Origin of the sequence: Streptomyces sp. NBC_00986, assembly GCF_045162565.1 — a bacterium.
In the GTDB taxonomy this organism is placed as follows: Bacteria; Actinomycetota; Actinomycetes; order Streptomycetales; family Streptomycetaceae; genus Streptomyces.
The window spans coordinates 5,646,956-5,660,765 of sequence record NZ_CP108733.1; the positions used below are offsets into that span (position 1 = coordinate 5,646,956).

13 protein-coding genes are annotated in these 13,810 nt (G+C 70.7%); 8 read left to right on the forward strand and 5 right to left on the reverse strand.

Features of this window, described 5'->3' with window-relative positions; translation table 11 throughout:
• Window positions 1–103: 103 nt before the first annotated feature.
• From acs to OG504_RS24900, 5 genes are all read left to right on the forward strand, one after another.
• On the forward strand, window positions 104–2,065 hold the full coding sequence (acs, locus tag OG504_RS24880; protein ID WP_405991797.1) for an acetate--CoA ligase: 1,962 nt from the start codon (window positions 104–106) through the stop codon (window positions 2,063–2,065).
• A 280-nt stretch (window positions 2,066–2,345) separates the two neighbouring features.
• Complete coding sequence (gene nhaA, locus OG504_RS24885) at window positions 2,346–3,782, forward strand: Na+/H+ antiporter NhaA (RefSeq protein ID WP_405991798.1); 1,437 nt, start codon at window positions 2,346–2,348, stop codon at window positions 3,780–3,782.
• A 43-nt stretch (window positions 3,783–3,825) separates the two neighbouring features.
• Window positions 3,826–4,311, forward strand: coding sequence for a phage holin family protein (locus tag OG504_RS24890; protein ID WP_327402382.1), 486 nt, complete (start codon window positions 3,826–3,828; stop codon window positions 4,309–4,311).
• Entirely contained in the window at window positions 4,308–5,258 is a 951-nt protein-coding gene (locus tag OG504_RS24895; RefSeq protein WP_405991799.1) for an alpha/beta fold hydrolase, read from the forward strand. The genes OG504_RS24890 and OG504_RS24895 overlap by 4 nt, the downstream gene beginning before the upstream one ends.
• A 160-nt stretch (window positions 5,259–5,418) precedes the next feature.
• Window positions 5,419–5,598, forward strand: coding sequence for a hypothetical protein (locus tag OG504_RS24900; protein ID WP_078623198.1), 180 nt, complete (start codon window positions 5,419–5,421; stop codon window positions 5,596–5,598).
• Window positions 5,599–5,642: 44 nt separating this feature from the next.
• On the opposite strand, the gene OG504_RS24905 is transcribed toward OG504_RS24900, so the two are convergent.
• The 3 genes from OG504_RS24905 to nth all read right to left on the reverse strand — a co-directional run bounded on the left by OG504_RS24905 (window position 5,643) and on the right by nth (window position 8,508).
• Window positions 5,643–6,842, reverse strand: a complete 1,200-nt coding sequence (locus OG504_RS24905; protein ID WP_405991800.1) for a MarP family serine protease — start codon at window positions 6,840–6,842, stop codon at window positions 5,643–5,645.
• 13 nt (window positions 6,843–6,855) lie between these two features.
• Window positions 6,856–7,545, reverse strand: coding sequence for a CoA pyrophosphatase (locus tag OG504_RS24910; RefSeq protein WP_318017803.1), 690 nt, complete (start codon window positions 7,543–7,545; stop codon window positions 6,856–6,858).
• A gap of 84 nt (window positions 7,546–7,629) precedes the next feature.
• Window positions 7,630–8,508, reverse strand: a complete 879-nt coding sequence (gene nth, locus OG504_RS24915) for an endonuclease III (RefSeq protein ID WP_405991801.1) — start codon at window positions 8,506–8,508, stop codon at window positions 7,630–7,632.
• Between the two features lie 252 nt (window positions 8,509–8,760).
• On the opposite strand from nth, the gene OG504_RS24920 reads away from it, so the two are divergent.
• The 3 genes from OG504_RS24920 to OG504_RS24930 all read left to right on the forward strand — a co-directional run bounded on the left by OG504_RS24920 (window position 8,761) and on the right by OG504_RS24930 (window position 11,451).
• Window positions 8,761–9,435, forward strand: a complete 675-nt coding sequence (locus tag OG504_RS24920) for a Crp/Fnr family transcriptional regulator (protein WP_019063754.1) — start codon at window positions 8,761–8,763, stop codon at window positions 9,433–9,435.
• A 73-nt stretch (window positions 9,436–9,508) separates the two neighbouring features.
• A complete protein-coding gene (locus OG504_RS24925) occupies window positions 9,509–10,555 on the forward strand; it encodes a PQQ-binding-like beta-propeller repeat protein (RefSeq protein ID WP_405991802.1) in 1,047 nt (348 codons plus the stop codon).
• Window positions 10,556–10,614: 59 nt separating this feature from the next.
• Complete coding sequence (locus tag OG504_RS24930; protein WP_405991803.1) at window positions 10,615–11,451, forward strand: nucleotidyltransferase domain-containing protein; 837 nt, start codon at window positions 10,615–10,617, stop codon at window positions 11,449–11,451.
• On the opposite strand, the gene OG504_RS24935 is transcribed toward OG504_RS24930, so the two are convergent.
• Together OG504_RS24935 and OG504_RS24940 are read right to left on the reverse strand one after the other, a co-directional pair.
• Window positions 11,448–12,278: an MBL fold metallo-hydrolase gene (locus OG504_RS24935; RefSeq protein WP_405991804.1), complete on the reverse strand. Its 831-nt coding sequence runs from the start codon at window positions 12,276–12,278 to the stop codon at window positions 11,448–11,450. The genes OG504_RS24930 and OG504_RS24935 overlap by 4 nt on opposite strands.
• 549 nt (window positions 12,279–12,827) lie before the next feature.
• Entirely contained in the window at window positions 12,828–13,697 is an 870-nt protein-coding gene (locus OG504_RS24940) for an NUDIX hydrolase (RefSeq protein ID WP_405991805.1), read from the reverse strand.
• Window positions 13,698–13,810: the final 113 nt, after the last annotated feature.

Consider the following 13,810-nt stretch of genomic DNA (forward strand, 5'->3'; position numbering starts at 1 on the left):
GATGACAGGTCTAAACCAATATTTCGGCGACCCTTGTCATCGGACCCCCGGGTCTGATGAGCTGGCCCGGGACACAACGGACACCCTGGGAAAGGCAGATGCCGTGAGCAACGAAAGCCTGGCCAACCTGTTGCGCGAGGAGCGCAGGTTCGCACCCCCCGCGGACCTGGCGGCGAACGCCAATGTCACGGCGGAGGCGTATGAGCAGGCCAAGGCTGACCGGCTCGGCTTCTGGGCCGCGCAGGCCCGCCGCCTGAGCTGGGCGAAGGAGCCGAGCGAGACGCTGGACTGGTCGAACCCGCCGTTCGCCAAGTGGTTCAAGGACGGCACGCTCAACGTGGCGTACAACTGCGTGGACCGGCACGTCGAGGCGGGCAACGGCGATCGCGTCGCCATCCACTTCGAGGGCGAGCCCGGCGACAGCCGCGCGATCACCTACGCCGAGCTGAAGGACGAGGTCTCCAAGGCCGCGAACGCCCTGCTGGAGCTGGGAGTTCAGAAGGGCGACCGGGTCGCCGTCTACATGCCGATGATCCCGGAGACCGCGGTCGCGATGCTGGCCTGCGCGCGCATCGGCGCCGCGCACTCGGTGGTGTTCGGCGGTTTCTCGGCGGACGCGCTCGCGACCCGTATCCAGGACGCGGACGCCAAGGTCGTCATCACCACGGACGGCGGCTGGCGGCGCGGCAAGCCGTCCGCGCTCAAGCCGGCCGTGGACGACGCGGTCGACCGCCCGGACAGCGGCGTCGAGCACGTGCTCGTGGTCCGCCGTACGGGCCAGGACGTCGCGTGGAACGACGAGCGGGACGTGTGGTGGCACGAGATCGTCGACCGGCAGTCGGCGGAGCACACGCCCGAGGCGTTCGAGGCGGAGCAGCCGCTGTTCATCCTCTACACCTCCGGTACTACGGGTAAGCCCAAGGGCATCCTGCACACCTCCGGCGGCTATCTCACCCAGGCCGCGTACACCCACCACGCGGTCTTCGACCTCAAGCCGGAGACCGACGTCTACTGGTGCACGGCCGACGTCGGCTGGGTCACCGGGCACTCGTACATCGTCTACGGCCCGCTGGCGAACGGCGCGACCCAGGTCATGTACGAGGGCACCCCGGACACCCCGCACCAGGGCCGCTTCTGGGAGATCGTCCAGAAGTACGGGGTGACGATCCTGTACACGGCGCCCACCGCGATCCGTACGTTCATGAAGTGGGGCGACGACATCCCCGCGAAGTTCGACCTGTCCTCCCTCCGCATCCTGGGCTCGGTCGGCGAGCCGATCAACCCCGAGGCGTGGATCTGGTACCGCAAGCACATCGGCGCCGACAGGACGCCGATCGTGGACACCTGGTGGCAGACCGAGACCGGCGCGATGATGATCTCGCCGCTGCCCGGCGTGACCGCGACCAAGCCCGGTTCCGCGCAGACCCCGCTGCCCGGCATCTCCGCGACGGTCGTCGACGACGAGGCCAACGAGGTCCCGAACGGCGGCGGCGGTTACCTCGTCCTGACCGAGCCGTGGCCGTCGATGCTCCGCACGATCTGGGGCGACGACCAGCGGTTCCTCGACACGTACTGGTCGCGGTTCCCGGGCAGGTACTTCGCCGGTGACGGCGCGAAGAAGGACGACGACGGCGACATCTGGCTGCTCGGCCGGGTGGACGACGTGATGCTCGTGTCCGGGCACAACATCTCCACCACCGAGGTCGAGTCGGCGCTCGTCTCCCACCCCGCCGTCGCCGAGGCGGCCGTGGTGGGCGCGGCCGACGAGACCACCGGACAGGCGATCGTCGCCTTCGTGATCCTGCGCGGCACGGCGAACGCCGAGGACGAGAACCTCGTCGCCGACCTGCGCAACCACGTCGGCACCGTCCTCGGCCCGATCGCCAAGCCCAAGCGGATCCTCCCGGTGGCCGAGCTGCCGAAGACCCGCTCCGGCAAGATCATGCGCCGCCTGCTGCGGGACGTGGCGGAGAACAGGCAGCTCGGAGACGTCACGACCCTGACCGACTCCACCGTCATGACCCTGATCCAGGACAAGCTCCCGGCCGCGTCCAGCGAGGACTGACCTGCGGATACGACGAGGAGGGGCGCCCGGCGGCGAACGTGCCGGGCGCCCCTTTCGCGCATAGCGTGAGACCCGTAGAACCCGTAGAACCCGTAGACGTGCGACCCGTAAACCCGTAGACGTCCCCGTACGACCCGTAGAACCCCTAGACGTGAGATCCGCAGGACCCGCCCCGCCGCACCTTAGGTAAGCTAAGTAAAGCGTCAAAGACGCGACAAGGTGCGCCGGGAAGTCTGGTCGGCAAGTGCTCTGTGCTGCCCGCCACCCCGGAGGTCTCCCCGTGACCGCGCCCCGCCCCACCGCCGCCCGCAAAGTGCTGGGACGGCTGTCCCTGCCCGAGCGGAACTTCGTCGCGGACGCGCTGCGCACCGAGACCGTCGGCGGTGTCCTCCTCCTGATCGCCGCCGTAACCGCGCTGATCTGGGCCAACGTCCCAGCCCTGCACGACAGCTACGAGAGCGTCAGCCACTTCCACCTGGGCCCCGCCGCCCTCGGCCTGCACCTCTCGATCGCCCACTGGGCCGCCGACGGCCTCCTCGCCGTCTTCTTCTTCGTCGCCGGCATCGAGCTCAAGCGCGAACTCGTCGCGGGCGACCTGCGCGACCCCAAGGCCGCCGCGCTGCCCGTCGTAGCGGCCCTGTGCGGGATGGCCGTACCGGCGCTCGTGTACACGCTCACGAACCTCACCGGAGGCGGCTCACTCCAGGGCTGGGCGGTGCCGACCGCCACCGACATCGCCTTCGCGCTCGCCGTCCTCGCGGTCATCGGCACCTCCCTGCCGAGCGCGCTGCGCGCCTTCCTGCTCACCCTGGCCGTCGTCGACGACCTGTTCGCGATCCTGATCATCGCGATCTTCTTCACCGCCGACATCGACTTCGTGGCGCTCGGCGGGGCCGTCATCGGCCTCGCCGTCTTCTGGCTGCTGCTGCGCAGGGGCGTGCGCGGCTGGTACGTCTACGTCCCGCTCGCGCTGGTGATCTGGGCGCTGATGTACAACAGCGGCGTCCACGCCACCATCGCCGGTGTCGCGATGGGCCTGATGCTGCGCTGCACCACCCGCGAGGACGAGAAGCACTCCCCCGGCGAGCACGTCGAACATCTCGTACGGCCGCTGTCGGCGGGGCTCGCGGTGCCGCTGTTCGCGCTGTTCAGCGCCGGAGTCGCCCTGTCCGGCCGCGCGTTGGGCGACGTGTTCACCAAACCGGAGACCCTGGGCGTGGTCCTCGGGCTCGTTGTGGGCAAGGCGGTCGGCATCTTCGGCGGGACCTGGCTGACGGCCCGTTTCACCCGGGCCTCGCTCAGCGACGACCTCGCCTGGCCGGACGTGTTCGCGGTCGCCTCGCTGGCCGGCATCGGCTTCACCGTGTCGCTGCTCATCGGGGAACTCGCGTTCGACGGCGACCAGATGCTCACCGACGAGGTCAAAGCGGCCGTCCTCGTCGGCTCCGTCATCGCGGCCCTGTGCGCGACCGTGTTGCTGAAGCTGCGCAACGCCAGGTACCGCAGGATGTACGAGGACGAGGAGCGCGACGAGGATCTCGACGGCATCCCCGACATCTACGAGCAGGACGAGCCGTCGTACCACCTGCGCATGGCGGAGATCCACGAGCGCAAGGCGGCCGAGCACCGCAGGCTCGCCGAGGTGAAGGCCGCCGAGCGACGCGGGCTTGCCGAAGTGGCGGGCGGGGCAGGCGAGGACGACGACGGTCCGGCATGATCTGACCAGACGGTACAAACACATGCAGAAGAGGGAGTACGCGATGAGCGCACCCGACGGCAGCCCGGTCGGCGCCGAACGCAGCATCGGCCAGCTGTTCGCCTCGGCGACGACCGAGATGTCCGCGCTGGTGCACGACGAGATCGCGCTGGCGAAGGCGCAGCTCAAGCAGGACGTCAAGCGCGGTGTCGCGGGCGGCGGCGCGTTCACGGTCGCCGCGGTGGTGCTGCTGTTCTCCCTGCCGATGCTCAACTTCGCGCTGGCGTACGGCATTCGCACCTGGAGCGGCTGGAACATGGCGCTCTGTTTCCTGCTCTCCTTCGCCGCGAACGTGCTCGTCGCGGTCGTCCTCGGGCTGGTGGGCGTGCTCTTCTTCAAGAAGGCAGCGAAGAGCAAGGGCCCGCAGAAGGTGGCCGCTTCGGTCAAGGAGACCGCCGGCGTCCTCGGCAACGCCAAGCCGCATCCCCGCGCGGCGATCGAGGACCGTGTCCCCGAAGCCATCGAGGCTGTGGCACGCTCGTCCTCATGACGGACCCCGCCAATCCTTGGGCGCAACCTGCTTCGGTCGTACGGCTCGACATTCCCGGCGGGCGCGAGGTGACCCACCGGGATGTCGCGGCCAACGGCGCCCGCTTCCACATCGCGGAGGTGGGCGACGGACCGCTGGTCCTGCTGCTGCACGGCTTCCCCCAGTTCTGGTGGACCTGGCGGCACCAGCTCGGCGCGCTGGCCGACGCCGGGTTCCGGGCCGTCGCCATGGACCTGCGGGGCGTCGGCGGCAGCGACCGCACCCCGCGCGGCTACGACCCCGCCAACCTCGCCCTCGACATCACCGGCGTGATCCGCTCCCTCGGTGAGCCGGACGCCGCGCTGGTCGGCCATGACCTGGGCGGCTACCTGGCCTGGACTGCGGCCGCGATGCGCCCCAAGCTGGTGCGCCGGCTCGCCGTCTCCTCGATGCCGCACCCCCGGCGCTGGCGCAACGCGATGCTCTCCGACGTCAGGCAGTCGGCGGCGAGTTCCTACATCTGGGGGTTCCAGCGCCCCTGGCTCCCCGAGCGGCAACTGCTCGCCGATGACGCCGAGTTGGTGGGCACGCTGATCCGGGACTGGTCCGGCGCGAACCTGCCCGACGACGAGACGGTCGAGGCGTACCGGCGGGCGATGCTGATCCCGTCGACCGCGCACTGCTCGATCGAGCCGTACCGCTGGATGGTGCGGTCGATGGCCCGCCCGGACGGCATCCAGTTCAACCGGCGCATGAAGCGGCCGGTGCGGGTGCCGACACTGCACCTGCACGGCTCGCTCGACCCGGTGCTGCGCACCCGCAGCGCGGCGGGGTCCGGGGAGTACGTCGAAGCGCCGTACCGCTGGCGGCTGTTCGACGGTCTCGGGCACTTCCCGCACGAGGAGGACCCGGTGGTCTTCTCGACCGAACTGGTCAACTGGCTCAAGGATCCCGAACCCGATCGTTGACCGGTGGATGACCGAAGCGTGACCTGTGCGTGACCGGTCCGCTGCGCCCGGTATCCGGATCTGAACACCTGTACTACGAACGGCTACTTGCCTCGCGCATAGGCCAATTGGGGCCCCAAGGGGTGGTTATCGACCTTGGGGCAGGGGCAGACGTCGGGGTATGGGCTGGACGCACGACTACAGTGACGCAGCACGCAATCGCCGCTCGGACCACGGTCTGAGCTCCCACCAACGGGGCGCCCCGCAACTCCAGGGCACCGATCTCAGGGTGGGGATCCCGCGCATTCTGCGCCGCCGGGCCCGTTGGGTCTCGGTACGGCTGCGTCATCCCCGAGGCTGACGCACCCACCTCCTACAGGGCACGCCTTTCGGTGCGCACACCTCTCACAGCGCGCAACTGTCGCTGTCCACCTGCTGGTTGGCGCTGCGCCCCTTGAGGATGTCCGGCTGGATCTCGTCGGCGGTGAGCGCGTACCCGGTGTCGGGGTCGTCGAGGGACTTCGCGAAGACCACGCCGTACACCTTGCCCTCGGGCGTGAGCAGCGGGCCGCCGGAGTTGCCCTGGCGGACGGTCGCGTAGAGCGAGTACACATCGCGGCGGACCGTGCCGCGGTGGTAGATGTCCGGGCCGTTGGCCGTGATGCGGCCACGCACGCGTGCGGCACGGACGTCGTACGACCCGTTCTCCGGGAAGCCGGCGACGATCGCGCTGTTGCCGCTCGTGGCGTCCTTGGTGGCGAACTGCAGGGAGCGCGCCTTCAGGTCCGGTACGTCGAGTACGGCGATGTCGCGGTGCCAGTCGTAGAGGACGACCTTGGCGTCGTACTTGCGGCCCTGGCCGCCTATCTGGACGGTGGGTTCGTCGACGCCGCCGACGACGTGCGCGTTGGTCATCACGCGGCGGTCGCCGAAGACGAAGCCGCTGCCCTCCAGGACCTTGCCGCAGCTCTGGGCGGTGCCCATGACCTTGACGATGGACTGCTGGGCGCGAGTGGCGACCGCACTGGAGGCGAGGGCCGGGTCGGGCGGCTGGACGTCGTTGATCGGCTCGTTCGCGAACGGGCTGAAGACCTGCGGGAAACCGTTCTGCGCGAGGACCGAGGAGAAGTCCGCGAACCAGGTGTCGGCCTGCGAGGGCAGCGCCCGGGAGACCCCCAGCAGCACCTTGGAGCTGCGGACCTCCTTGCCGAGCGTCGGCAGGGTCGTGCCGGCCAGCGCGGAGCCGATCAGCCAGGCGACCAGGAGCATCGCGAGGACGTTGACGAGGGCGCCGCCGGTCGCGTCCAGGGCGCGGGCCGGGGACCAGGTGATGTACCGGCGCAGCTTGTTGCCCAGGTGGGTGGTCAGGGCCTGGCCGACGGAGGCGCAGACGATGACGATGATGACCGCGACGACGGCCGCGGTGGTGCTGACCTCCGACTTCTCGGTCAGCGCGTCCCAGATCACGGGCAGTGTGTAGACGGCGACGAGACCGCCACCCAGGAACCCGATCACCGACAGGATGCCGACGACGAACCCCTGGCGATAGCCCACGATCGCGAACCACACGGCGGCGACCAGCAACAGGATGTCCAGCACATTCACGAGCGACACCCTGTCATGACCGCCAGTCGAGGGGGACCTGCTTCTCAGGGTCCCAGGGCCGCTCCCAACCGGAGTAGTGCAGCAGGCGGTCGATGACTCCGGCCGTGAAGCCCCACACGAGGGCCGATTCGACCAGAAATGCCGGACCCAGGAAGCCGCTGGGGTGCGTGACGGTGACTCTGTTGGCCGGATCCGTGAGATCCGCCACGGGGACCGTGAACACGCGTGCCGTCTCGTTCGGGTCGACCACGCCCACCGGTGTCGGCTCCCGCCACCAGCCCAGCACCGGCGTCACCACGAAGCCGCTCACCGGGATGTACAGCTTGGGCAGCACTCCGAAGAGCTGCACTCCGGCCGGGTCGAGCCCGGTCTCCTCCTCGGCCTCGCGGAGAGCGGCCCGCAGCGGTCCGTCACCGGTCGGGTCACCGTCCTCGGGGTCGAGGGCGCCACCGGGGAACGACGGCTGCCCCGCGTGCGACCGGAGCGAACTCGACCGCTCCATGAGCAGCAGCTCGGGCCCCTGATCGCCCTCCCCGAAGAGGATCAGCACCGCCGACTGCCGCCCCGCCCCGTCCTCCGGCGGCAGGAACCGGCTGAGCTGCAACGGCTCGACCGTCTCCACGGCGCGCACCACCGGATCCAGCCAGCCCGGCAGCCCGTCCTTGCTGAGCCCCACACCCTGGGTATTGCTCGCGTGCGTCATCCCCCACCCCCGTTCCCACTGATCAACGCCCGATACCTCCGAGATCGTTCCGTCATCCGGCCCCCGATGTCATGCCGGTCCCCGTCACGCCGAGCCCAGGGGCGGCGCCGGTTTGCCGCCCGCGTCGAGATAGGCCTGCGGCGGGTTCAGACGCTGGCCCGGGTAGCCGCCCTTCTCGTACTTGAGCAGCTTCTTCGCCTTCTCCGGGTCGGTCTCGCCCTCGCCGTACGCCGGGCAGAGCGGGGCGATGGGGCAGGCGCCGCACGCGGGCTTGCGGGCGTGGCAGATCCGGCGGCCGTGGAAGATCACGTGGTGCGAGAGCATCGTCCAGTCACTCTTCGGGAAGAGCGCTCCCACGGCGGCCTCGATCTTGTCGGGCTCGGTCGCCTCGGTCCACTTCCAGCGCCGTACGAGCCGCTGGAAATGCGTGTCCACGGTGATGCCGGGCCGCCCGAAGGCGTTGCCGAGCACCACGAAGGCGGTCTTGCGGCCCACACCGGGCAGCTTGACGAGATCTTCGAGCCGGCCGGGCACCTCGCCGCCGAAGTCCGCCACCAGGGCCTTGGAGAGCCCTATGACCGACTTGGTCTTGGCCCGGAAGAACCCGGTCGGGCGGAGGATCTCCTCGACCTGCTCCGGGTCCGCGGCGGCCAGGTCCTCGGGGGTCGGGTACTTGGCGAACAGCGCCGGGGTCGTCTGATTGACCCTCAGGTCGGTGGTCTGGGCCGACAGGACCGTGGCGACCACGAGCTGGAAGGGGTTCTCGAAGTCGAGCTCCGGATGGGCGTACGGATAGATCTCGGCCAGTTCGCGATTGATGCGGCGGGCGCGGCGGACGAGGGCGGTGTGCGATTCGCTCTTCACGCCGGCCGCAACTTTTGCCCCCTTTGCCGCTTTCCTGCCGCTGCTCTTGCCGCCGTCAGGGCCCTGTTCGCCCACAGCGGAATCACGAGGTACAACCATCCGCCCAGCCCCCTTGGCCTGTGCTCTCACCGGCGATTTGGACACCCGGCCAGCCTAGAGCCCGGCACTGACATCCGCCCCGGACCCCGAAGATCAGCCCCCAATTGGACCCCTGCCGCTTACCTCGGGACACCTGTGCGGCATCCTTGTGACAGATCACACTGTTTGGACGGTCCAGCAAAATGGGGAGCACGGTCCCCTGGTACCAAGGGGGAGCACCATCCCCTGAGCAGGTCGACAAGGAGAGAACTCGTGGACGACGTTCTGCGGCGCGCCCCGCTCTTCGCGGCGCTCGATGACGATCAGGCCGCGGAGCTGCGCGCCTCCATGAGTGAGGTGACCCTCGCGCGCGGGGACTCGCTCTTTCACGAGGGCGACCCGGGCGACCGGCTCTACGTGGTCACCGAGGGCAAGGTGAAGCTGCACCGCACCTCCCCGGACGGCCGCGAGAACATGCTGGCCGTCCTCGGCCCCGGCGAGCTGATCGGCGAGCTGTCGCTGTTCGACCCGGGCCCGCGTACGGCGACCGCCAGCGCGCTGACCGAGGTCAAGCTGCTCGGCCTCGGCCACGGCGACCTCCAGCCCTGGCTGAGCGCCCGCCCCGAGGTGGCCTCCGCACTGCTGCGCGCGGTCGCCCGCCGGCTGCGCAAGACCAACGACGCGATGTCCGACCTGGTCTTCTCGGACGTCCCCGGCCGCGTGGCCCGCGCCCTGCTGGACCTCTCCCGCCGCTTCGGCGTGCAGTCGGAAGAGGGCATCCACGTGGTGCACGACCTCACGCAGGAGGAGCTGGCCCAGCTGGTCGGCGCGTCCCGCGAGACGGTCAACAAGGCGCTCGCCGACTTCGCGGGCCGCGGCTGGCTGCGTCTGGAGGCCCGCGCGGTGATCCTGCTGGACGTGGAGCGGCTGGCGAAGCGCTCGCGTTAGCCACAGCATTTCGTACGACTTCGAAGGGCCCTGCTCGTACGGCGGGGCCCTTCGCGTATCGCCAGGGGTGGGGATGTACGAGGACAAGGCGTCGGATTCGGCCTGGAAACACTCCTGGTGGCGAAGATCGGCGCGCCGGCTGTGGAGAACGCCCGACGAGAAGGGCGACCTCGGCGGAAAACCGCTGGGCCTGTGGCTGACGGACGACACCGTGGTCATCGCCCGCGCGGACGGGGTGCGGGCGTTCCGGGCCACCACGGGCGACCCGCTGTGGACCTGGCGGCCGCCCGGGGACCAGATCGTCGGGCTGGTGTCCGCCGACGCCGAGAGCGGCGTGGGGGTGGTCATGCACTACGACGACGGCCGGCGCCGGGACGTGAAACGGGTCGGCCTCACCTCGCTGGCGGTCGCCACGGGCGAGGTCGTACGGCGCCGGAAGCAGGACGCGGCCCCGCTGGGGCACATACCGTCCGAGGTCGCCCTCGGCGGGGGTCTCCTCGCGACGGCCGGCGAGTCCTGGACGGACGGGGAGGCGCGACCGGTGATGCGCGCCCTCGACGTGGACACGGGCGAGGTGAGTTGGACATACGAACTCACCGACCCGCGCGTGGAGAGCGCGTCCGTCATCAGCGCCCGCCCCTTCGTGGCGACCCTGAGAACGCGCGGCGTACGCGGCAGGCACAGCCTCCTGGTCCTGGCCGACGGCGGCACAGGAGCCGTGACACTCGCCCTCCCGGAGGGGTACGAGAGGTTCGGCGAACAGGTCGCCGTGGCCGGTGACGTCCTGGTGGTGGGCCTCGTCCCCAAGGACCGGGCCGAGCTCGACCGGGGCAACCGGCTCGGGGCGTACTCCGTCTCCTCCGGCGAGCTCCTGTGGGAGTGGCACGGCAAGGAGACGTACCAGGACGGCGTCCTCGCCCACCGGGGCCGACTGCTGGTCGTGCACGAGTACGGCGGCCGCCTCAGCGTGCTCGACCCCGCCGACGGCAGGGTGGTGGCCCGGCGCAGGCTGCCCGGTACGGCGTTCGACTCGCTCGTCGCCGCGTCCGGGGACCTGGTCGCGGTGGGCTGCGAGGCCGGCGACTACAGCCACGGCTTACGGGTGTTCCGCTGGACATGACCCCGATCGACAGCCGAAAACGCACTCCTCGGGGGCCCGTCTCCCGGCACAGTGATCCCATGGCCACAACCGTTGACCACAGGGGACTCGACGCCCAGGGATACATCGAGCGCGAGGGCTCTCTGGGCCGCATCCCGCACGCCTTCCGGCCGGTCGTCGCCGCCGCGCGGGACCGGCTGATCGACGACTACGGGGGACGCCTCAACAGCGCGTACCTCTACGGGTCGATCCCGCGCGGCACCGCGCGCGTGGGGCGCAGCGATCTGGACCTGCTCGTGGTGACCCGGCAGGAACCGACCGAGGAGGACCGCTCCGAGGCCCGGAACCTCGGCGAGGCGCTCGACAAGGAGTTCCCGGAGATCGACGGGGTCGGAACCCTGCTGTACGGCCGGAGACGGCTGCTGAGCGAGCCGGAGACGTACGACCTGGGGTGGTTCGTGGCGTGCCTGTGCACCCCGCTGCTCGGGGAGGACCTCGCCGAGGACCTGCCCCGCTACCGCCCCGACTCACAGCTCGCCCGGGAGACGAACGGCGACCTGGCCCGCCTGCTCCCCCGCTGGCGCGAGCGCATCGCCACCACGGAGGACACGGACGAGGCCCGCCGCCCCCTGGTGCGCTTCACGTCCCGGCACCTGGTCCGCACCGGCTTCACCCTGGTCATGCCCCGCTGGAACGGCTGGACCAGCGACCTACGGGAGATGGCAGAGGCGTTCGCCGCGTACTACCCGGAGCGGGCGGAGTCCCTGCGCAAGGCGGCGGAGTCCGGCTACGACCCGACGGGCGACGCGAGCGTCCTGCGTTCCTACGTCGACGATCTGGGCCCGTGGCTGGCAGAGGAGTACGCACGCGTGCACGGCGTGAAGACACCGCGCCCTGAGGACATGGGCACGGACTAGATCAGACCGTGTTCCTTGAGGTAGTCCAACTGGGCCCGGACGGACAGTTCCGCGGCCGGCCACAGGGAGCGGTCGACGTCCGCGTACACGTGGGCGACGACCTCGGCCGGGCTCCGGTGACCGTTCTCGACGGCCGTCTCGATCTGGGCGAGCCGGTGGGCGCGGTGGGCGAGATAGAACTCGACGGCACCCTGGGCGTCCTCCAGGACCGGCCCGTGGCCCGGCAGGACGGTGTGGACGCCGTCGTCGACCGTGAGGGACCGCAGCCGCCGCAGCGAGTCCAGGTAGTCCCCCAGGCGGCCGTCAGGATGCGCCACGACGGTCGTACCGCGCCCCAGGATGGTGTCCCCGGTCAGGACGGCCTGATCGGCCGGGAGATGGAAGCACAGGCTGTCCCCGGTGTGCCCGGGCGTCGACACCACGACCAGCTCCAGCCCGCCGACCCGAACGATCTCCCCGGCGCCCAGCCCCTCGTCCCCGAGCCGCAACGCCGGATCCAGCGCCCGCACCTTGGTATCGGTCAACTCGGCGAACCGGACGGCACCTTCCGCGTGGTCGGGGTGCCCGTGCGTCAACAGGGTCAGCGCGACCCGTTTCCCCGCCTTCTCGGCGACATCGACGACATTCCGCAGATGCCCCTCGTCCAACGGCCCCGGATCGATCACCACGGCCAGCTCCGAGTCCGGCTCCGCGACGATCCACGTGTTCGTCCCGTCCAACGTCATCGCGGACGCGTTGGGCGCGAGCACGTTGACGGCACGGGCGGTGGCGGGGCCGGTGAGGACCCCGCCACGTGGCTGACCGGGGAGGGCGGCTGCGTCGGTCATGCGGGGGCGCCTTCCGTGGGGCGGGGGATCGGGTGCGGGGCGATTTTCGGTGGGGTGCTCATGCGGGCGTGGGTTTCGGTGGGGCGGGTCTCGGAGACGTGCTTCCGCCGGGGTGGATCGGCGGAAGGCGTCTTCCGCCGGGTTGCTCCCCCGGAGGTGGTCCTTCGCCGGATTGCTCCCCCGGAGGTGGTCCTTCGCCGAGTTGGTCCCCCGGAGGGCGTCCTTCGCCGGGCTGGTCGCACGGACCGGCCGCGCGGGAGGTGTCCTTCGCCGGGTCAGCCGCGCGGAGGACGTTTTCCTTCGGATCCGCCGCGCGGAGGATGCCTTCCCCCGGGTCGGCCACGCGCGAGGTGCCCCTCACCGGGCCGGTCCCACGGAGAGCGCCTTCCACTGAAGCGGCCCTACAGGGCCCGCCCTTCAGCGAACCGATCACGCGGAGGGCGTCCAACACCGGAACGGTCACGCGGCAGGCGATCACCGCCGGACCCACGGCGCGAGAAGCACCCCGCGCCGCACCCGCCCCACGACAACCGCCCTTCCCCGAACCGGTCATGCCGACGCCCCGCCCAAAGGAATGTGCTTCGTGAACTCCCCGTGCCCCGGCCAGGTCAGGACGACCTCGTCGGCCTCCAGGCGGGCCCGGGCGAGGACCGGAGTCAGGTCGCGTTCCGGGGCTGCCGAGAGGGCCGCCGCCGCGCTGCCGTAGGGGATCAGGCCGCGCAGGGTCGCGATGGTGGGCGGCATCATCGTCAGGTCGCCCTTGTCGTACCCGGTCGCCGCCTCGCCGGGGGTGATCCACACCGTGCGGTCGGCCTCCGTGGAGGCGTTGCGGGTGCGCTGCCCCTCCGGGAGGACGGCGACGAAGAACCAGGTGTCGTAGCGGCGGGTCTCGAATTCCGGGGTGATCCAGCGGGCCCACGCGCCCAGCAGGTCGGAGCGCAGGACCAGGCCGCGGCGGTCGAGGAACTCCGCGAAGGACAGGTCACGGGCGACCAGGGCGGTGCGGTCCGTCTCCCAGTCGGGGCCGGTGGTGTCGCCGACGACCGAGTCGGGGGTCGGTCCGGCGAGCAGGACGCCCGCCTCCTCGTACGTCTCCCGGACCGCCGCGCACACGATCGCCTGGGCCGCCGTCTCGTCGACGCCCAGCCGGTTCGCCCACCACGCGCGCGTGGGGCCCGCCCAGCGGACGTGGTGGTCGTCGTCGCGCGGGTCGACACCGCCGCCCGGGTACGCGTACGCGCCCCCGGCGAAGGCCATGGAGGCGCGTCTGCGCAGCATGTGGACGGCGGGGCCGGTGCCGGTGTCCCTGAGGAGCATCACCGTGGCCGCCCGACGGGGCTCCACCGGCGTGAGCCGGCCCTCCGCGAGCGCCCTGATGCGCTCGGGCCACTCCGCCGGGTACCACTGACCGTTCGCCATGGGCGGAGGCTATCCCGTAGCGCGCGGATGTTCGAGAGGCAACAACACGTCCCCTGGACAGCCATTACCCCGGATCACGCACCCCGGGACAGCGACTGCACCCGCCACATCCT